The organism is Pokkaliibacter plantistimulans, assembly GCF_003194385.1.
In the GTDB taxonomy this organism is placed as follows: Bacteria; Pseudomonadota; Gammaproteobacteria; order Pseudomonadales; family Balneatricaceae; genus Pokkaliibacter; species Pokkaliibacter plantistimulans.
Genome location: NZ_LAPT01000032.1, coordinates 43,457 through 61,797, shown reverse-complemented (window position 1 = coordinate 61,797; position 18,341 = coordinate 43,457). Strand labels below are relative to the sequence as shown.

The 18,341-nt window shown below is 53.6% G+C and carries 16 protein-coding genes and 1 rRNA gene; 8 read left to right on the top strand and 9 right to left on the bottom strand.

All coding sequences use genetic code 11. The features are described 5' to 3' along the window. Positions 1 to 145: 145 nt before the first annotated feature. Positions 146 to 261: ribosomal RNA gene (rrf, locus tag WH50_RS07965) — 5S ribosomal RNA — on the top strand. Between the two features lie 167 nt (positions 262 to 428). Beyond that, positions 429 to 1,217 (top strand): phosphotransferase, encoded by a 789-nt coding sequence (locus WH50_RS07960; protein WP_110186841.1) that lies wholly within the window; start codon positions 429 to 431, stop codon positions 1,215 to 1,217. A gap of 51 nt (positions 1,218 to 1,268) precedes the next feature. Here WH50_RS07960 and WH50_RS07955 read toward each other — a convergent pair whose 3' ends face one another. The 3 genes from WH50_RS07955 to WH50_RS07945 form a co-directional block, all read right to left on the bottom strand. Then, entirely contained in the window at positions 1,269 to 2,282 is a 1,014-nt protein-coding gene (locus tag WH50_RS07955; RefSeq protein WP_207780228.1) for a type I asparaginase, read from the bottom strand. Between the two features lie 132 nt (positions 2,283 to 2,414). Beyond that, positions 2,415 to 4,202 (bottom strand): SLC13 family permease, encoded by a 1,788-nt coding sequence (locus tag WH50_RS07950; protein WP_110186839.1) that lies wholly within the window; start codon positions 4,200 to 4,202, stop codon positions 2,415 to 2,417. A gap of 149 nt (positions 4,203 to 4,351) precedes the next feature. Then, entirely contained in the window at positions 4,352 to 4,744 is a 393-nt protein-coding gene (locus WH50_RS07945; protein ID WP_165838354.1) for a Spy/CpxP family protein refolding chaperone, read from the bottom strand. Between the two features lie 209 nt (positions 4,745 to 4,953). Here WH50_RS07945 and WH50_RS07940 point away from each other — a divergent pair, with 209 nt between their 5' ends. The 3 genes from WH50_RS07940 to WH50_RS07930 all read left to right on the top strand — a co-directional run bounded on the left by WH50_RS07940 (position 4,954) and on the right by WH50_RS07930 (position 8,349). Then, positions 4,954 to 5,676, top strand: a complete 723-nt coding sequence (locus tag WH50_RS07940; RefSeq protein ID WP_104155351.1) for a response regulator — start codon at positions 4,954 to 4,956, stop codon at positions 5,674 to 5,676. Between the two features lie 73 nt (positions 5,677 to 5,749). Beyond that, positions 5,750 to 7,204: a sensor histidine kinase gene (locus WH50_RS07935; protein ID WP_110186837.1), complete on the top strand. Its 1,455-nt coding sequence runs from the start codon at positions 5,750 to 5,752 to the stop codon at positions 7,202 to 7,204. Positions 7,205 to 7,443: 239 nt separating this feature from the next. Then, the gene (locus tag WH50_RS07930; protein ID WP_243410032.1) at positions 7,444 to 8,349 is read left to right on the top strand and encodes a GlxA family transcriptional regulator; all 906 of its coding nucleotides are present in this window, start codon (positions 7,444 to 7,446) and stop codon (positions 8,347 to 8,349) included. A 10-nt stretch (positions 8,350 to 8,359) separates the two neighbouring features. Here the strand turns inward: WH50_RS07930 and WH50_RS07925 are convergent, their stop codons facing one another. The 3 genes from WH50_RS07925 to WH50_RS07915 form a co-directional block, all read right to left on the bottom strand. Beyond that, a complete protein-coding gene (locus WH50_RS07925) occupies positions 8,360 to 9,127 on the bottom strand; it encodes an FAD-binding oxidoreductase (RefSeq protein WP_110186836.1) in 768 nt (255 codons plus the stop codon). A gap of 172 nt (positions 9,128 to 9,299) precedes the next feature. After that, complete coding sequence (locus WH50_RS07920; RefSeq protein ID WP_133251279.1) at positions 9,300 to 10,022, bottom strand: hypothetical protein; 723 nt, start codon at positions 10,020 to 10,022, stop codon at positions 9,300 to 9,302. Continuing rightward, positions 10,007 to 10,597: a sigma-70 family RNA polymerase sigma factor gene (locus WH50_RS07915; RefSeq protein ID WP_110186834.1), complete on the bottom strand. Its 591-nt coding sequence runs from the start codon at positions 10,595 to 10,597 to the stop codon at positions 10,007 to 10,009. The genes WH50_RS07920 and WH50_RS07915 overlap by 16 nt, the downstream gene beginning before the upstream one ends. A 151-nt stretch (positions 10,598 to 10,748) precedes the next feature. Between WH50_RS07915 and WH50_RS07910 the strand changes: the two genes are divergently transcribed. Beyond that, on the top strand, positions 10,749 to 11,120 hold the full coding sequence (locus WH50_RS07910) for a COG4315 family predicted lipoprotein (protein WP_110186833.1): 372 nt from the start codon (positions 10,749 to 10,751) through the stop codon (positions 11,118 to 11,120). Positions 11,121 to 11,235: 115 nt separating this feature from the next. Here WH50_RS07910 and WH50_RS07905 read toward each other — a convergent pair whose 3' ends face one another. The 3 genes from WH50_RS07905 to WH50_RS07895 all read right to left on the bottom strand — a co-directional run bounded on the left by WH50_RS07905 (position 11,236) and on the right by WH50_RS07895 (position 16,062). Further along, a complete protein-coding gene (locus WH50_RS07905; protein ID WP_110186832.1) occupies positions 11,236 to 12,873 on the bottom strand; it encodes an HD family phosphohydrolase in 1,638 nt (545 codons plus the stop codon). Positions 12,874 to 13,024: 151 nt separating this feature from the next. Then, positions 13,025 to 15,244: a CHASE2 domain-containing protein gene (locus WH50_RS07900; protein ID WP_110186831.1), complete on the bottom strand. Its 2,220-nt coding sequence runs from the start codon at positions 15,242 to 15,244 to the stop codon at positions 13,025 to 13,027. After that, on the bottom strand, positions 15,235 to 16,062 hold the full coding sequence (locus WH50_RS07895) for an MBL fold metallo-hydrolase (protein WP_110186830.1): 828 nt from the start codon (positions 16,060 to 16,062) through the stop codon (positions 15,235 to 15,237). The genes WH50_RS07900 and WH50_RS07895 overlap by 10 nt, the downstream gene beginning before the upstream one ends. A gap of 467 nt (positions 16,063 to 16,529) precedes the next feature. Here WH50_RS07895 and WH50_RS07890 point away from each other — a divergent pair, with 467 nt between their 5' ends. Beyond that, positions 16,530 to 17,480 carry an amino acid ABC transporter permease gene (locus WH50_RS07890; protein ID WP_110186829.1) on the top strand — a complete coding sequence of 317 codons (951 nt, stop codon included), beginning with the start codon at positions 16,530 to 16,532 and terminating at the stop codon, positions 17,478 to 17,480. A 15-nt stretch (positions 17,481 to 17,495) separates the two neighbouring features. After that, a complete protein-coding gene (locus WH50_RS07885) occupies positions 17,496 to 18,245 on the top strand; it encodes an amino acid ABC transporter ATP-binding protein (protein ID WP_165838353.1) in 750 nt (249 codons plus the stop codon). The last annotated feature ends 96 nt before the right edge of the window (positions 18,246 to 18,341 follow it).

Sequence of the window (18,341 nt, the reverse complement as noted above, 5' to 3'; positions counted from 1 at the left end):
ACTGGATAGACGAAGAGATTTTGTGATCGTCGCAAGCGCATGAAGATGCGAGTAGTCAAATTAGAGCCACCCTTATTTGAGTAAACCGGCGGCTGTCAGCGGAAGCGGACAGAGGACGTAAGCCCGAGAGACTCAGCCAGAATTGCCTGGCGACCATAGCGACGTGGAACCACCTGACTCCATCCCGAACTCAGAAGTGAAACGCGTCAGCGCCGATGGTAGTGTGGGGTTTCCCCATGTGAGAGTAGGTCATCGCCAGGCATCAACTACAGCACCCCCTGATCGGTAACGGTCAGGGGTTTTGTTTTTGGGAATTTCTTGTGTGTTAGCATCATTACGCATAGCAATATACCTCTCTTATGTTGATCAACAGGTGCTGGGTACTTTCAGCCCTGAATGAGTCCATTTTCAAGTTACAGGTGATGCCGATGCAAAACGACATGGAGTTGTCTTCTTATATCGAGCAGCAGAAACAGACCAGAAAGAAACGAGTCTTTGCTGTTGAGTGGAAGGGGCGTAAGGTCTGGGTTAAGCAGTCTGAGCAACATATTCAGAGCGTCTGGCATAAGCTTGGGGACGTGGTAGCCTCTATCACATCAAATCCCCTGTTTACCTCCACAGTAAGCGAAGGTGGTGTAGCTGCGCTGAAAGATGAGATACGTCGCCTGCAAGTTCTAAGATCGAAAGGGGTTGCCGTGCCGGCTGTGCTGGCGTCTGGTGATGATTGGTTTGCAATTGAAGATGCGGGGATTGCTCTTCACCATATACTTCAGGGGAAACAGCATGAATACTCTGCCTCTGAACAGCAAGAAATCTTACAACAAGCCGCTTATGCCTTGGCTAAGTTGCACCATAATGGCCGATGGCATGGACGACCTGCCTTGCGTGATATTCTTTGGAATGGTTTCAATATCGTTTTTATCGACTTTGAGGAAGATTTGGCAGCGAAGATAAGTCCTCTGGACTGTATGGTCCGCGATTTATTCTTGCTTATTCATGGACTGTATCGCTATTTGCCAGAGGATAGTACGCTCGTCCTGGACGTCTGGCGGACTTATCAAAGGAATGCGCCAAGGGATGTGTGGCTAGCAACCTGCCATCTCGCTGGTCGCATGGGGTGGATATTCCAGGCGGCACGATTGCTTAAAGGAGTTGGCGGGCATGATGTTAAGCAGACGTACGCTACTTTGAAATTTTTGAGAAAACAGGCTGAATAAAACCCGGCAGATGAAGCTATGCCGGGTTTGTTGTGACATGTATTTTGCTTATTACAGCTGTGATAGCTCGCCGCAAAGGTTCTGTTGAAACAGTTTCATAACGTCGTCTCGATCAGTAGATTGTTGAAGGAGTACGTGAAGTTTGGTGAAAGCCGCTTCTACCGTCATAGTGTTTCCACTAATAACGCCTGCTTGTGCTAGTCGTGAACCGGTAGCGTAAGCGCTGTCTACTTCGCCATAAGGGCACTGCGAGAGGTTAACGATTATTTTCCCTTCTGCTGTATAACCTTCTATCGTTTGTAATAACTCCAAGTCTTTATCTGGGGCATTCCCCGTGCCATAGCTCTGTAGAATGACACCGGTATATCCACTGTCAAAGGCGCATTTCAGCAAGTTTGCTGTCATGCCTGGAAATATCCTCAGTACAGCAACATTGTTGTCGGCTTGTTTAGGGAGCTGCCAGTCGCTGCCTGAAATAGGTTTGGGGAGCAGGTTTGCATAGTTAAGCTTGGGCTTGATAGCCATCTTCCCCAACCATGGTTGATTGAGTGAATCAAACGCGTCGAGCTGTGTCGCTTTCACTTTGCTACTTGCATTGCCTCTCAGTAAGCGGTCATGGAAGCAAAGCCCGACTTCTGATAATGCCTCCATCTTCAGCCATGACAATGCATTGGTGACGTTGCTAACTGCGTCGCTGCGCTCCAGGCAGAAAGGGATCTGTGAGCCGGTAATGACGACGGGCTTATCAAGGCCTTGAAGCCAGAAGGACAGAGCCGATGCTGTATACGCCATAGTGTCTGTACCATGGAGTATCAAAAATGCATCGTGGTCCTGGTAGTGAGCCTTGATGTCTCTGGCAATATCCAACCAGTCTTGTGGTGTTGCATTGCTGCTGTCAATCAGCTCAGCGTATTCGTTGAATGTGAAAGAGAACTGACTGGTTATTGCGCTTCCAAGTGACGTAAAGAAAGGTTCCAGGAAGTTGCGAGCAGGCACAAATCCGTTTTCACTTGCCTGCATCCCCAACGTACCGCCTGTGTAGGCAACATAAACTCGTTTGCTCATAACAGCATTTTCTCTTTTCTTTTTGTCCTGCGATGACATGCCAAATAAAGATGCCCTTTATTTAAAGGGCATCGTAGATGTCGGATGAACGGCTATGCTCCTATTTATGCCGAGATGGTGCAATAGCTGAGCTTATGACGTTGTTAGTGGCCAGATAAGTGGAATGGCAATCGACGCGACTATCCATAGAAGGATATTCATGGGCAGACCAATACGCAGGAAGTCTGCGAAGCGATAGCCTCCTGCACTGTATACAAAAGTGTTGGTCTGATAACCGATGGGAGTGGCAAAACTGGCACTGGCGGCAAACATTACGGCGATGGCAAACGGCTTGGGATCCAGCCCTAGTTGTTGGGCCATACCTATGGCAATCGGCGCAACCAATACCGCTACGGCATTGTTACTCAGCATTTCTGTCAATATCGAAGTAAGCAGATAGATACCTGACAGCAAAACAACGGGCCCAGCCAAGGAGGCGTACGGCGTAAGAGTGGCGACGAGATCATTGACCAAGCCAGTTTTGTCCATGGCTTTGCTGATGGCTAGCATACCGAAGATCATCATCAATATGCGCCATTCAACGGCTTTGTAGGCTTCGTCTACGTTCAGGCAGCCCGCTAGAATGACGCCGATGGCCGCGATCATCGCCAGGCCTTCAATCGGCATTACGCCAACCCCCGCCAGAATCATCACCAGCAGAATAGCGCCGATAGCTATGCCGGCTTTGTCTTTGCGATAGAATTTATCCTGTACGGTATTGAGGATGATCAGATTACCGTTTTCAGCGAATTTTTTGACCTGAGAAGCCGTACCCTCAACCAGCAGGACGTCTCCAAACTCCAGCTGCAATGTGTCCAGATTCTCCTGAATATTTTCGTCCTTGCGATGTACCGCCAATACGTGAATACCGTAGCGTGCAGCAAGATTGAGATCTGACATCGGACGGTCGGTATAGCGTGAGTGACGGCCAACAATAACCTCTCTTAATGTCGCATCATGCGTGGAGATGGTTTCAAACTTGTCCGGGCTCGAGCGTGCAAAGGCCAAGCGACCATCTGCTCTCAGCTCCAGCATGTCCTGTACTGAGGAGTGCATTATCAAGCGGTCCCCGGCGCACAGAACTGTGGTGTGAAGAGGTTGGCTTAGCTCCTCTTCATCACGGAAGACCTTGAGAACCTGAATGCCGCTGTTGCCGTTCAGACCTGCTTCAGAAAGGTTTTGCCCGACAACGTTGGAGTTGTGGGGGATGAGAACTTCAGACATGAATACCCGATCCTGACCCGGCTGTAGGCGTTGTGACAGCGTTTCACGAACGGGCAACAGCAGCGGCCCAAAACCTAAAATGAATAGGAGGCCTACCGACGCGCTGATCAGCCCCATCATGCTGATATCAAAAATATGAAATGAAGGTAATCCAAGGCTGCGGACCACCCCATCGACCAGAATGTTGGTCGATGTGCCAATCATGGTCAGTGTTCCACCCATTATTGAGGCATAGGACAGAGGGATTAGCAGCTTGGAGGGAGGCAATTTTCGGCTGCGAGCCAGTGCCATTGCTACAGGCGTAAAGATGGCAACCACAGGAGTGTTGTTGATAAATGCCGACAGGAAAATTACTAGCAGCATTAAGCCAAACAGTGTTGAACGTAAACTTTGCCCACAGACTCGACTGAGAATTTCTGCCAGCCAGGCAACACAACCTGTTCGCTCAAGTGCAGCACTGAGCACGAACATGCAGGCGATGGTAACAGGGGCTGAGTTACTGAATACCGCCAATGTTTCGTTTGGACTTAGTATGCCCACAATCATCAGTACAGAGACACCGATGCCAGCGACCAGATCGGGTCCATGACGTTCAGTGACGAAGGCCCAAAGCATCCATATAAGAACAAAGGCGACAACTAACTGATGGTAGTCCATGACATTGAAGCTCAAGGCATAAGAGGAAACGGGGTTAGCCTAGAGTCGATGCGTTATTCTGTCCAAGAATATTTAATCAGATTTATATGTCTGATCAGCATAAATGATGGGTGACTACGTGAGGGTCACCCATGTGGTTTAAATGAGTCCTAGTTACTGCTCAGCTTTTTCAGTTCGCTCTGCAGCTGCTGGATACGCAGGGTCAACTCTGCCTTGTGCAATTCCTTTCTGGCTTTTACCAAGGACTGCTGCTCTGGAGTAAGAATGGCAAACACCTCATCCATGACTTTGTGATCAATATCATGTTCCTGCTGGTGCAGATTTTCGCGTTCCGCTTGATGAGATGCCTGGATCGTTTTGATATTAGCCAGTTGCTCGTCGGTCAGGTCCAGATCGCGGGTCATGTGCATGAAGTCGTTATCGTCATGAGCGCGAGGTGGAGGCGTACCCACATCGTGTCCAGGCATTGGCATGGGAAGCATGACAGGGACGGCACCACAGTTCTGAGTGATAGGCATGGGCTCGGCATGTACAAGAGACATGTTTAATAATCCAGCGGTTGCGGTACTTAGCAGGACGCTGAGAGATGGTTTCATACGGGTAAGCTCCTCAGTTAATGTTATGCAGCACAGTCTATGGAGGGCGGCGTAAACCGGGGTCATACCTGTGTAAAGGAGGGGTAAAACTTGTTGCATGGGCTGGCTAGCCCATTTGGTTATGTCAGAATGGGCGCAATTAGAGAGGAGTCCGTATGGCTACACTATTACTTGTTGAGGATGATGAAGGGTTGGCAGGCCTACTGACCGAGTTGCTGGAGTTGGAAGGTTTTACCCTGTTACGGGCCAGGGATGGAGAAGAAGGTTTAGTGTTGGCGCGGAGTAACGAGGTTGATCTGGTCATCCTCGATATCATGCTGCCCAAGAAGAATGGTTTTGATCTGTTGCGTGAACTGCGCCAGGACAAGTCTACTCCGGTAATCATGCTGACAGCGCGTGGTGACGAAGTGGACCGTATCGTGGGTCTTGAAATGGGTGCGGATGATTATCTGCCTAAGCCTTGCAGCCCACGTGAATTGTTGGCACGGATTCGTGCCCTGTTGCGGCGAGTTGATCTTGAGCGTCAAACAGCGGTTGAAACCACGACTTCATTGACGGGTGTTAAAACGATCGGCCTGTTGCAGATCAACCCCAAGTCCCGTCAGGTCAAGGCCGACAGCCGCGAGCTGTCGTTGACCAGTACCGAATATAGTTTGCTGTTTGAGCTGGTCAGCCATCCCGATGAACTGCTCAGTCGTGAAACCTTAAGTCGTACGGTCCTGCACAAACGCCTTCAGCCTTTTGATCGTAGCCTGGATATGCATGTCAGCAATCTGCGCAAGAAGCTGGGAGAGGGTGATGGGTTACCACGCATTGCTACTGTACGTGGTCAGGGGTATTTGTTGAGTATGCCATCTGCACAGATGCGCAATGGCTGAGTGCACCAGTTTGATCAATCCCCGCGCCTGATATTCCCATCGTCAGTCGGCCCTGAAACTGAGCGTGTATAGAATGGGAATACGTCTTTATTGGAAAGTGCTTCTGGCAGTGTTGCTTACCATGATCCTGGTCAGCGTTGCCACATTCTTTATAGCGGATGAAGTACGACGCCAGCAGTTCGAGTCTGAAATCAACGTCGAACAGTGGCAGCATATGGGAGACGACCTGGTCTCCCGCTATCGCCGTGATGGTGAACAGGTACTGACTGACGCATGGAATGCTGAAGGAATGGTCCTGCTCTCTCCTGCGATGCAGCCTTTGACCAATATCCCTATCCCTATTCCTCCTCCGCCCAACGGGCATCGTGATGAAGAGGGGCGGCCAATGCCGCCGCCTGAGCAGATGGTGCCTCCAGCCAATGGAGCTCCCAGTGACCGGGCTCCCGGTCCTCCGCCAGATATGGTGGGTAAGAGCTTTGTGCCTAATGGTGAGCCATCAGGCGGTCCTCCTGTGCATTTTCGAGCCTGGCAGCATATCGAGCTGAGCGCCAGAGATGATGGTAAACCGTACTGGTTGGCTATCGATCAGGTCAAGCGTTTCGACATAGCACAACGTAATCGCCTGCCCCTTTATCTTGCTATCGCCGTTGCTCTGGCTGCTTTCTGCTGTGCCATTTTGACGGGCTATATTACCCGTCCGCTGAAGGCGTTGAGTCGGGCTACTCGAGAGCTGGCTGAAGGTAATCTGAACTCGCGCGTGGCTGAGTCGGTTTCCTCCAGAAGAGATGAACTGGGTGAGTTGGCGAAAGATTTCAATACCATGGCCCAGCGTCTGCAGTTACTGCTGGAAGATCAACAGCAGCTGTTGCGTGATATTTCACATGAGTTGCGCACGCCACTGGCACGACTGCAGATTGCACTTGAACTGGCAAGGCATCGTGCGGCGGGTGTAGTCGAGCGCGAGCTGGACCGCATTGAATATGAAGGCAATGCCATCAATGAGCTGATCGATGAAGTCCTGACGCTGGTCAGGGCCAATCAGCCCGCAGACGCATCGGAGCTGGTGGATGTAGCGGACCTTTGGCTGGAAAGAGTGGAGCAGGCTCAGCTTGAAGCAGAGGAGCGTGGCATACGTATTGATACCGTACTGCGTGATCACATTGAGGTGATTGGCCAGCGCCGCTGGTTGGGCCGGGTAATGGACAACCTGATTCGCAATGCGCTCAAGTACAGCCCGGATGACTCAGTTATCAGTATTGCTTTGCAACGTGCTGGTAAGGGATGGGAGTTCAGCATTGCTGATCAAGGGCCGGGAGTAGAGCCGGAAGCGCTGGAGCATCTGTTTAAGCCCTTCTACCGTACCGATCAGGCAAGGCAGACAGGCAGTGGCTATGGCATTGGCTTGTCGATTGTAGAGCGAGTCATCCGCTTTCACGGTGGTAACGTTGTGGCTCGGAATGCGCAGCCCAGCGGGCTTGCAGTAGTGGCCAGCTTTCCGGTCCTTGTTGATAGCGTGCGGTCAGAGTAGTTCAGAGATGCGGTGCTTATGATGATGCGCCGCTCAGTTTTGTATGGGCGGCATGGTCGCTGACAGACATTTTCCGCTGAGGTAGGTTACACTTACTCGAAAATAAGCTGATCTGAGCGGTGTATGTGGATACGCTACTGACCCGTCAATTGCAGCGGTCAAGGCCGATGCGGTTTGGTTTTCTGTTACTTCCGAATTTTTCTCTTCTGAGTTACTCCTCAGCCGTTGAGCCATTACGTATGGCTAACTGGATCAGCGGACAACCTCTATATGAGTACCTGACCCTGAGCGCAGATGGTTTGGCTGTCACGGCAAGTGTTGGGAGTACGGTGCAGGTCGATTTCTCCCTGAATGAAATCCCCAGTCTCGACATGTTGCTGGTGTGCGGTGCCAGCCCCATTGCCAAGACCGGCCATGAGTCGGTACTGAGCTGGCTACGAACACAGGGTAAGCGCCTGCCCGCCATTGGTGGTGTGGGCACGGGGAGCTATCTGCTGGCACGGGCGGGGCTGTTGGATGGGTGTCGGGCCACTATTCACTGGTGGGATCTCAATCATCTGCGCGAAGCCTTTCCCAATACGCGTTTGACCACCAACCTGTATGAAATTGACCGCAACCGCTTTACCTGTTCAGGTGGTTCGGCGGCGATGGACATGATGCTCTATATCATCGGACATCAATATGGCATGGACCTGGCCGCCTCTATATCTGAACAGTTTGTCTGTGAACGTATCCGGACCAACGAGGAGCCGCAGCGTGTACCACTGAAGTCGAGAATCGGTGTGGCTCAGCCCAAGCTGATTGAGGCAGTTACCCTGATGGAGGCCAATATCGAGGAGCCGCTGAGCCCGGATGATCTGGCGATGCATGTCGGTGTGTCGCGCCGCCATCTGGAGCGCTTGTTCAAAAAGCATCTCGATACTGTTCCCTCCAAGTTTTATCTGGAATTGCGGCTGGAACGTGCTCGGCAGATGTTGCAACAAAGTGACAAGTCGGTCGTGCAGGTGGGGCTTGCCTGCGGGTTTTCCTCGGCTTCTCATTTCAGTACGACGTACCGTAATCACTTCAACATCACTCCCAGAGAAGAGCGTAATAACCGCACTCGTCCGGGTGGCATGGGCTTTTCGGTCGAACTACCCTCGTGATCTTTCGGGGTCAGCCGCCTGTGGATGCGGCGGCAGCACTGAGCAAGTACTTCTCTCTTTTTACCTGCCGGACCGAGAAGTGTCGCTGTTTCATATAGGCCCACACATCATCGACCATAGCGGGATGACCGCAGACATAGACAAGATCCTGTTCCGCAGTCGGCTCAAGTTCGTTCAGATGCTGCAGCAAGCGTCCCTGCCTTTCGAAGTCATGCAGGTGTGCGTCGACAGGCAGACGGCTATAGCAGGCTAACAACTGGAAATTCTGCTGCCGTTTAGCAAAGTGGATAAAGTCGTCCCCGTACAATAACTCCTCAGGTTGCCGGACGCCCATCAGCAGTATGACCTGAGTATCAGGCTGAACTTTCATTCGTCGTGACAGTAGCGGAAGCATGGAACGATAGGGGGCTACGCCCGTGCCGGTGCCTATCAAAAGTAAGCGTTTAGGTAGCTGCTCGGGCAAGGTCAGAGCCCCGAAGGGGCCGGTCATGGTCAGTTCCGCACCGAGTGGCGCATGCATGAAGTAGTCGCTGGCCTGACCGTTGTCCAGACAGGTAGCAGCAATTTCCAGCTCCATATTGGCGTGGATGTTATCGGTGAGGGTGGCCACACTGTAGCTGCGTGTCACCTGTCCTGTTGCGGTAGGAATGTGTAGTGAAAAAAACTGGCCGGGTTCATACACGATGGGCTCATTGTCGGCGCGCTGAAAAACCAGCTTGAGAGTGCGTTCAGACAACGTCTCTCGTGCAACCAGATTGATGGTAATAGGGCTGGGCATAGCAGACTCCCTGTACTGGGATCGTTATTGTTTTTTAGCCTGAGGGTTTGCTGATCAGATCCTTTCAGTCGACCTTGCTTGTCTCAGACTGGGTTTACCGTCGCCAAAGATGACGTCATGCTTTTCATGCTGCAATGCGATGCCCGCTTCAACCCCTGTGTGGGCTTTCTGTTTACCATGCGCGCAGCTGTTGGCATTCACCCTGCCACAGAACGCTGTGCGGTGCGGTTGAGTCAACCAACAGCAAACGTTCAGCCGAGGCAATCGCCAGCCATTGAGGCTTGCTAAGGGTCCACTGCAGATGACTACTGTCGAGATGACCAAGCAACACTCTTTGGCCTTTTGGATCCTCTGCCCATAGGCCCAGCGTTGCGCCTACTGGTAATGCCTGCTGTGGGAATAGCTTGACTACAGCATGGCCCGGCGCAAGCCGTGCTGATGTGACCACCAGCGAGGGGGATTCTCTGGCATCGCGTAACACTGCCATGTAATGGGGCAGGACCGGGATGGTGGAGTGGGGCGTAATGGCAAACTGAGATAGCCATAGCATCAGCAGCAGGCAGGCTGCCAGAGCCAGTTGGTTGAGGGTATGTTGCCAATACTGAATCACTGAGGCGACCCTCTTGGTGAGGGCGGGCTGATCAGGCAGCTGCTGGGTAATACGTTGCCAGATATGCTGTTGATTGAGTTGTGCCAGCTGATCGTCCGTCACCGTGGTCGTCAGAAGTGGCTGTAGCCGTTGCTCCCACTGTATGACCAGAGCCTCCATACTCGGTAGTTCTGCCAGCAGTTGCTGGCATCGCAGGCGGACCTTCAACGTCTGCATGCCCAGCGCGTAACGCTCAGCTAATCGTGTTTGCAGCTCGGATTGCAGATATCTCAGTGGCATAGGCATTGGCGTAATTTCTCCATTCCTCGCCTGACCCAGGACTTCAGTGTGCCTAAAGGGGTGGCAAAATGCTGGCTAAGTTCTTCGTGGCTGTATCCCTGGGTATAGCTCAATAGAATGGCTGCCCGGCTCTGTGCTTCCAGCTGATTGAGGCAGTGCCAGATGCGCTCGCGCTCATGAGGAAAGCCGGGGGCTGGCGCGTCAAATACCACCTTATCCTCCATTGCCACGTCTTCCTGCTCTGACTGCAGTGACACTGCCGTGCGCCGCTTGCCGGAGCGTAGCTGATCAAGCGCCAGGTGGCGGAACAAGGCAATCATCCACGCTTCACCATTGCCACGTTGGGGCTGCCAGGTATGGGCTTTGTGCCAGAGCTTGATGAACCCCTCCTGAATTACATCCTCTACGGTGCTGGCATGGCCAAGCAGGGGATAGAGCAGGGCAGCCAGACGACGAAAGTAGGCCTGATACAGTGCCGCCAGCGCTTCTTTATCGCCTCTGGCAATCTCTTGCAGCCAGTACTCAACCTGAGCCGTGGCATCTGCAGCCGGAAAGGCTGTTGAAATGGGAGGGCGTTCCATTGTCACCGTGAGTGTCTGTTCCCTGGCTGATGGGGAGTGAGTGGCACGTGCATGTTAAGTATTACGTCTATACATCGTTTTCAGATGCATCCAAACGCATGAGGTAAACGTATTCCTGTTGATCCATTCCGATCAGACACAGGAGTTACCCATGAACAAGCAGACCGTAATCGCATTAGTATTGACCCTTGTCGCCTCCTCTGCCATGGCGGATCCAGCCATGGTTGGAGACAGTAAGCTAGGTAAGGTACTTACCGATGGTCAGGGGATGACGTTGTACACCTTTGACAAGGACAGCGCCGGTGTCAGTCAGTGCTATGAGCAGTGTGCCAAGGCATGGCCTCCGCTGCAGGCAGCAGAAGATGCCGTGGCGGCGGGCGACTACAGCGTAGTGAAGCGTGAGGATGGCAGTATGCAGTGGGCCTACAAAGGCCATCCGCTGTATACCTGGGTGAAGGACAGCCAGCCGGGAGATACCACGGGAGACGGTGTGAAAGGCGTCTGGCATGTAGCCAAGCCCTGATGATCTGAATGGCATAACGCAGATGAATTCGGTCATCCCTGACCCTGCCATTCCGCGTGCTGTTGATGACTATGAAAGTACAGTCATAGTCATGGCTCGTGAAGCAGTGCTTTGATTATTGGCGAGATTCCGGGGGGATATAGCCCGGGATCTTGCTGTAATCAATATCGTCGATCTGCTCTGCCTTCAGGAAGCGCTCAGCAAAGCTCAGATAGACCTTGTGATCGATAAAGATGTCAAACAGATCGGGGTCAATGTGATTGCTAAGCTTCAGCTTGCCCATGATGTACAGACATTCGCTGATCTTTTTGGCGTTCTTGTAGGGCCGGTCTGATGCGCTCAGGGCTTCAAAAATGTCAGCGATGGCCATGATACGTGCAGGTACTGACATCTGCTCGCGGGTCAGTCCGCGCGGATAGCCGGTGCCGTCCATTTTCTCGTGATGACCACCGGCATACTCGGGCACGCGGCGCAGATGTTTGGGGAAGGGCAGGGCCTCCAGCATTTCCAGGGTGATATCCATGTGCCGGTTAACGATCTTGCGCTCCTCGGCCGTCAGCGTGCCTTTGGCAATGCTGAGGTTATACATCTCATCATCACTCAACAGATTCTGCACCTCGCCACCGATCTCTACCTGCATGTCCTTGCCGATATGGCGTACCCGTTGCTGATCTTCAGGTGCCATGAACTCACTGCCAATATTGATCTTGTGCAGGAAACAACGATCCTCTTCGATACTGATCAGCTGCTGTTCCAGCTCACTTTGCAGCCGCTGACATAATTCGTCATCACCACTGCGTTCAGCCTGGTAAATCTGTTTGAGGAACCGGATTTCCAGATCGCGCTTGGCAATTTCCAGCTTGGCATCCACCAGACTGATGCGGTCGTATAACGTCTGTAATTTGGTGGCTTTGTCCATCACGTATTCGGGTGTGGCAATCTTGCCGCAGTCGTGCAGCCAGCCTGCAATGGACAGCTCGTAGCGGTCGGCGTCGGTCATGCGAAACGTCGCCAGCGGCCCCTGTTCGGTGTTATGCACCGCCTCGGCAAAAATCATGGTCAGTTCGGGGACCCGCCGACAATGGCCGCCGGTATAGGGTGATTTCTCGTCAATGGCCTTGGCGATCAGCCGCGTCAGGGACTGGAACAGGGACTCCATACTGTCGATCAGATGGCGATTGTTGAGCGCTACTGATGCCATGGATGTCAGGGTCTGCACCTGCTCGATCGCTGGCGGCTGGAACGGAACCACCTTATCGCCCTCCTGGGCGTTGATCAGCTGCAGTACACCATTGAGCAGGCCTTCATGGTTCTTCATCGGGATCGTCAGCACCGACAGGGTGTGGTAACCATTCTTCTGGTCCATGCTGCGAGCGGCACTGAGGTCATACTCACTGCAGTTGTACGCATCCTCGATATTGATGATCTCCCCTGTGGCTGCTGCCACAGCGACCAGCGCATTGGTGTTGGGATTGCCGTCGTCGTGGTAGATCGGGATATTGGGAAAGGGGATGGAGTCCCCGGAGACGCCACCCAGATAGAGGTTCAGGGAGTCGTTGATCAGCGTTTCGAACTTAAGCTGATTGTTATCGGTGATGGAGTAAATGGTCCCGCCATCGGCATTGGTCAGATCTCGCGCGGCTTGCAGAATATCTTCCAATAACTTGGTGGTGTCCCGTTCCGACGACAAACGGATACCAATATCCACCATATGGCGAAGTGCATCTTGGTGTGTGGTGCGAGCCTGACTCATGGTGTCTGAACCTGCTGAATGATGCCAGGAGCTGACCTGCAACTGCTGCAGACTCCCGTGATGTTGATTGGTTGCCGTACACCTTCACGACTGACGATGAAATTGCAGTGATAGATCCTGCGCCCTGCCAGCAAGACGTTTCAGATCGCTGTCATTTGCTGGTATGGGCGTAGCTGCCATCCCAGTCATCACCGGGTGGCGCCTGTCTCAGGGCTCTCACTCTCTCCAGATAAAGCAGGTACAGCGATTGATGTTCAGTCTGATGCTGTAATTCTAGCAACAAGCTTTCAGCTGCGTTCCATTGCTGGGCGAAGTAGTGCGTCAGTGCCTGGTTAAAACGCGACAATTCGTAGCGTTGTGCCTCGGTGAGCTGAGCAAGTCTGCCCAGCGGTTCATATATCGAGACAGGTAGCTGTTTACCTTTAACCTTCACCCTGTCGACTGGCATAAAGGCCCAGTCAGGACATTGCGCCTGGGTGAACTCACTGACCAGCAAACGGACCCCATAAAATTTGGTCAGCCCTTCAAGGCGTGAGCCCAGATTGACTGCATCGCCGATCACCGTATAGGCCCGTCGATAACTGGAGCCCATATCGCCGACGTTCATATCGCCAGTATTGATACCAATGCCGATATCAATGGCAGGTAAACTTTCAAGCTCAAATACCCGTTGCAGCTCATCGGTAATCTTCAGCATCGCAAAAGCCGTTTCTACCGCATGTTCGGCATGCGCCCGGTCTTCCAGAGGCGCATTCCAGAACGCCATCACCATGTCGCCGACGTATTTGTCGATGGTGCCCTGATGTTCAAAGATGGCCTTGGTGATGGGGGAGAAGAACCGGTTCAGTACGGACTTCAGCTCACTGGCCCCCAGTTTTTCGGAAATACTGGTAAAGCCACGAATATCGGAAAACAGCACGGTCATCTCACGGCGCTCCCCGTCCATTCCCAGCCCTTCCGGGTGATTCAGCATGCGCTCGATATGGGCTGGCGGGACATACTGATCAAAAATCGACTTGATGCGACGCCGCTGGCGGGCCTCACCAAAGAACCCGGATGCCATGTGAAAGACGGTGAGCACGGTGATCAGTAACAAACTCAGCGTCAGCGACAGATCCAGGCGCCATACCACCCACAGGTAGCCATTGATCAGCACCACGGCAGTCACCAGCAGAGCGCCGTTGATGGCCATGGCCAATGGTCCCAGCAGAGGCAATAGCGCATTCAGTACACTGCCCACCAGCAACATCAGCACCAGCAGGGCACCATCTGCCCAGTCGGGATGGACAGGTAACAACTCCGGGTTCAGCAGCCCTTCAAAGACGTTGGCATGGACCTCCACTCCGGGGTAGAGCACACCGACGGGCGTGGCGCGCAGGTCGGCGTTACCAACGGCAGACGTGCCGACAAACACAATGGCATTACTGAATACGTCCGCTGGTAAGTGCCCGCTCACCACATCCGTCGCTGATACGTACGGGAAACTGTAGGCAGCGCCCCGATAAGGGATCAATACCCTGCCAAAGGTATCGGTTGGTACTCGCTTGCCGCCCACATCGACACCGATGATGGAGCGATAATCTCCGATCTCCGCCGTATCCACCTTAAAACTGTCCGACAAGGTATAAAGCCTTGCGGCCTCCAGTGCCAGTGAAGGATACAGAATGCCCTGATGAGCCATCAGCAGAGCAGCCGAACGGATGAATCCGTCGTCGTCCGGAGTACTGTTGATGAAGCCCGCACCGGCTGCACGCTGTTGCAGCAGCTCGATATTAGCCAGATAGCCCGGAAAGCTGCCGACGGCCAGCGGTTTACTGTTGCTGTCGGTCGTCAGCACCGCTGGCGGCAACTCACCACGAATCACGTTGCTGTCATCCTGAAACAGGATGCCGAGCACTGTATCCGTGTCTTGCAAGTGACGGGCCAGTGCCTGATCAGCATCCAGCTGTCCAACCAGAGGGGCCAGCTGTTGTCTGATCTGAGGATCCTGTACGTGTGTCATGACCAGCTGCACAGGATTGTTCTGCGGTTCGGCAAACAGAATATCGAAAGCCACCACGGCTGTTCCTGCCTGAGCCAGATTGGCCAGCATCTGCGCGACCTTGTCGCGGCTCCATGGCCAGCGCCCCTGTTCACGCAGGCTACGCTCATCTATATCGACAATGACAATGGGCAGGCTGGAGTGAGGGCGCCAGCGGAGTGTCGACTTTAGCCGGAAGTCATAGAGGATGCCGTCTATCCGTTTCAGTACGGCAATGCTGTCGGTCGAGGAGGAAACATACGCCACCTGCAGAGCAGCGATAAGCAGCATCAGCAGACAGCCGCCGAGGATCTGGCGATAGTGTTTTCGCCAGTAGTCGCTCAGGCGCATGACAGGCACATACCTTCTCTGGCAAAGCTGACAGGGAAGGGCAGGGCCTGAGTGGCAAGGTCGGCGGCAATCGCATCCAGCTCATCGTCACTGCGCTCCGGGTCGTAACTGAACAGCACAAGGTGCTTCACTGCTGCCGCCTTGGCCAAAGCAAGGGCTTCAGACACCAGCGAATGGCCCCAGCCATGTTTCATTGGCATGTCTCTGGGCACATATTGGGCATCGTGCAGCAGTAGGTCGACACCGTGCACAAATTCGCACCATTTATCGAACGACGTTACGGGGGTGTGCGGCGGATTGAGTTCGTTGTCAGTGACGTAGGCAAAGCGCTGTCCGTCCGCTTCAATCAGATAGGCGCTGCCCCCGCCGGGATGATTGAGTGGACAGCGCTGGATGTGGAAGCCCTGCAAGGTCCAGGCATGGCTGGCGGGGGCGTTCTCAATCTGAATGCGTGCCGCCAGGGCTGTCGCTGGCACAGGAAATACACTGCCCTTGAGCTGGTTAAGAATGGCATACGGCTCATGTGGCGTGGTCAGTCCGGGAAAAATATGAATCTCCCGATCACGCTGGTAGGCCGGGCGGAAGAACGGGAAACCCTGAATATGGTCCCAGTGATTATGAGACAGCAGCAGGGTAATGGGGCGAGGGTCCGTCAGCAGTTCAGTACCCAGCTGCCTGATCCCGGTTCCCGCATCCAGAATGAGCTGTTCGCCAGCATCGTTGCGAACGAGGACGCAGGCGGTATTGCCGCCGTAGCGAACGGACTGTTGACCGGGGGCGGGGATGGAGCCTCTCACACCGTAAAACTGAATGTGCATAGTGATACCTACAGTGTGGCGTGATCCGCAAAGAATACCTGTGGAAAACGTAGTCCATGAGCCACCCGCTGGCAATCCGGACGCATTGTCAAAGTGGTTCTGCTAAAGGCGATCACATTTTTGCATCGACACAAGAAATGACAGTAAAATCCGCGCCCGCTTGGGAAGGAGTGAATTCCAGGTCGCTTTCCCGACAGTGACCCCCTTTTATTGCTCTGTGGCTGTTACTGATAATTTGTCTGGTTTGCCGTAGGGCGTTCCATCGCAACTCATGTAGCAAGCCTGTGGGCAAGGGGGGCAACGCCAGCGGGAGTGCTGGGTCGACTTCCAAGTTGTCTGCCGTGCGGGTCTCTGCCTGTATGCCTGAGTTGCCGATACATAGCTGGCTCAGCGCAGAGCGGTACACAACAACAAGATTGCATATGTTGCCCGGAGCAGGGGCAGATATGACCTTTGAGGACCTTTGAATGCAAAAACAGCCTAACCAAATGCTTTGGCAAGGCGTGTATCTGGCGGTGGTGATCATATTCTGCAGTGTGGTCTACGCCTCCAGTAAACACATCAACTACAACTGGAACTGGCAGCGTGTCGTTCCCTACCTGATCAATACCGAGCCGCAATCGGTTCGTGCGCCCTTTGACGGTACCGCCAAAGTCAGTACTGACGACAAGACCCTGACGCTGGTGCCCGATGCCGGTGGCGAGCCGGTGGTGGTGAAGAAGTTCAGCGCGATTTCGGTGAACGACGGCGATCTGATTTTTGAAGGTGATCAGGTGGCCACCATCAGCAACTGGCGCATCGGCCCCATCACCGAAGGCATGATCACTACGCTGGAAATCTCGCTGGCATCGCTGGTGTTTGCGGTGATCATCGGCCTGTTTATTGGCCTTGGCCGTATCTCCCGCAATCTGGCCATTCGTCAGCTGTGTATCACCTATATCGAGATCATCCGCGGCACGCCGCTGCTGGTGCAGATCTTCATTTTCTACTTCTTTATCGGCACCGTGCTGTCACTGGACCGCTTTACCGCCGGGGTGGCATCGCTGGCGGTGTTCACCGCGGCGTATGTGGCGGAAATCGTCCGCTCCGGTATCCAGTCGATTCCGCCCGGCCAGATGGAAGCGGCCCGCTCGCTGGGCATGACCTATGTGCAGGCGATGGTCAACGTCATTCTGCCACAGGCCTTCAAACGCACCCTGCCGCCCATGGCCGGTCAGTTTATCAACCTGATCAAGGACTCCTCGCTGGTGTCGGTTATCTCCATCACCGACCTGACCAAAGCCGGTCGTGAAGTGGTCTCCGCCACCTTCGCCCCGTTTGAGGTGTGGTTCACCGTGGCGCTGCTGTATCTGGTGATGACCGGCGCGTTGTCATGGATGATCCAGCATCTGGAAAAGAAACTGGCAGCCAGTGATTAAGGCGAGGACGATACGATGCATTTACAGAACGCCGAAGACATCATCATCGCCAAAGATGTCGACAAGATTTACCCCAATGGCTGCCATGCCCTGAAAAAGGTCTCGGCCTCCATCAAGAAGGGCGAAGTGGTGGTGATTATCGGGCCGTCGGGCTCTGGTAAGTCCACCTTCCTGCGGACCCTGAACCAGCTGGAAACCATCTCCAGTGGCAGTATCGTCATCGATCAGGTCGATATGTACGGCAAAAACACCAATATCAACAAGCTGCGTGAGCACGTTGGTATGGTATTCCAGAGCTTCAACCTGTTCCCGCACAAGAGCGCCCTGCACAACGTGATGATGGCGCCGCTGAAGGTCTCCAAACGGGCCAAAAGCGAGGTGGAGGAGCATGCCAGGGCACTGATGAAGAAAGTCGGTCTGGCCGAGCGCATGAACAACTACCCCAGCCAGCTGTCGGGCGGTCAGCAGCAGCGTGTGGCCATCGCCCGGGCGCTGTGCATGAAGCCGAAAATCATGCTGTTTGATGAGCCGACCTCGGCGCTGGACCCGGAAATGGTCGGTGAAGTGCTGGATGTTATGAAGAGTCTGGCCAAAGAAGGCATGACCATGGTGGTGGTGACTCACGAAATGGGCTTTGCCCGTGAAGTGGCGGACCGGGTGCTGTTCATGGAAGACGGTGAACTGCTGGTGGAAGATACCCCGGACAAGTTCTTCCATAACCCCACGCACCCGCGCCTGCAGCGTTTCTTGTCGCAGGTGTTGTGATGGTGCTATTGGCCTGGGTAATTGCTCGGTAACAACAGATCAGTAGCAACAGGCCAGTAACAACGGTCCAGTGATATCCAGTCCAGAAAAAATCAT

Bases quoted from the DNA above. Each gene is read 5' to 3' on its own strand.
- WH50_RS07900 (WP_110186831.1), bottom strand. From the start codon at position 15,244: ATGCGCCTGAGCGACTACTGGCGAAAACACTATCGCCAGATCCTCGGC.
- WH50_RS07945 (WP_165838354.1), bottom strand. From the start codon at position 4,744: ATGTCTCTTGTACATGCCGAGCCCATGCCTATCACTCAGAACTGTGGT.
- WH50_RS07885 (WP_165838353.1), top strand. From the start codon at position 17,496: ATGCATTTACAGAACGCCGAAGACATCATCATCGCCAAAGATGTCGAC.
- WH50_RS07935 (WP_110186837.1), top strand. From the start codon at position 5,750: ATGGGAATACGTCTTTATTGGAAAGTGCTTCTGGCAGTGTTGCTTACC.
- WH50_RS07895 (WP_110186830.1), bottom strand. From the start codon at position 16,062: ATGCACATTCAGTTTTACGGTGTGAGAGGCTCCATCCCCGCCCCCGGT.
- WH50_RS07890 (WP_110186829.1), top strand. From the start codon at position 16,530: ATGCAAAAACAGCCTAACCAAATGCTTTGGCAAGGCGTGTATCTGGCG.
- WH50_RS07930 (WP_243410032.1), top strand. From the start codon at position 7,444: ATGGCTAACTGGATCAGCGGACAACCTCTATATGAGTACCTGACCCTG.
- WH50_RS07920 (WP_133251279.1), bottom strand. From the start codon at position 10,022: ATGCCTATGCCACTGAGATATCTGCAATCCGAGCTGCAAACACGATTA.
- WH50_RS07940 (WP_104155351.1), top strand. From the start codon at position 4,954: ATGGCTACACTATTACTTGTTGAGGATGATGAAGGGTTGGCAGGCCTA.
- WH50_RS07950 (WP_110186839.1), bottom strand. From the start codon at position 4,202: ATGGACTACCATCAGTTAGTTGTCGCCTTTGTTCTTATATGGATGCTT.
- WH50_RS07955 (WP_207780228.1), bottom strand. From the start codon at position 2,282: ATGAGCAAACGAGTTTATGTTGCCTACACAGGCGGTACGTTGGGGATG.
- WH50_RS07910 (WP_110186833.1), top strand. From the start codon at position 10,749: ATGAACAAGCAGACCGTAATCGCATTAGTATTGACCCTTGTCGCCTCC.
- WH50_RS07905 (WP_110186832.1), bottom strand. From the start codon at position 12,873: ATGAGTCAGGCTCGCACCACACACCAAGATGCACTTCGCCATATGGTG.
- WH50_RS07960 (WP_110186841.1), top strand. From the start codon at position 429: ATGCAAAACGACATGGAGTTGTCTTCTTATATCGAGCAGCAGAAACAG.
- WH50_RS07925 (WP_110186836.1), bottom strand. From the start codon at position 9,127: ATGCCCAGCCCTATTACCATCAATCTGGTTGCACGAGAGACGTTGTCT.
- WH50_RS07915 (WP_110186834.1), bottom strand. From the start codon at position 10,597: ATGGAACGCCCTCCCATTTCAACAGCCTTTCCGGCTGCAGATGCCACG.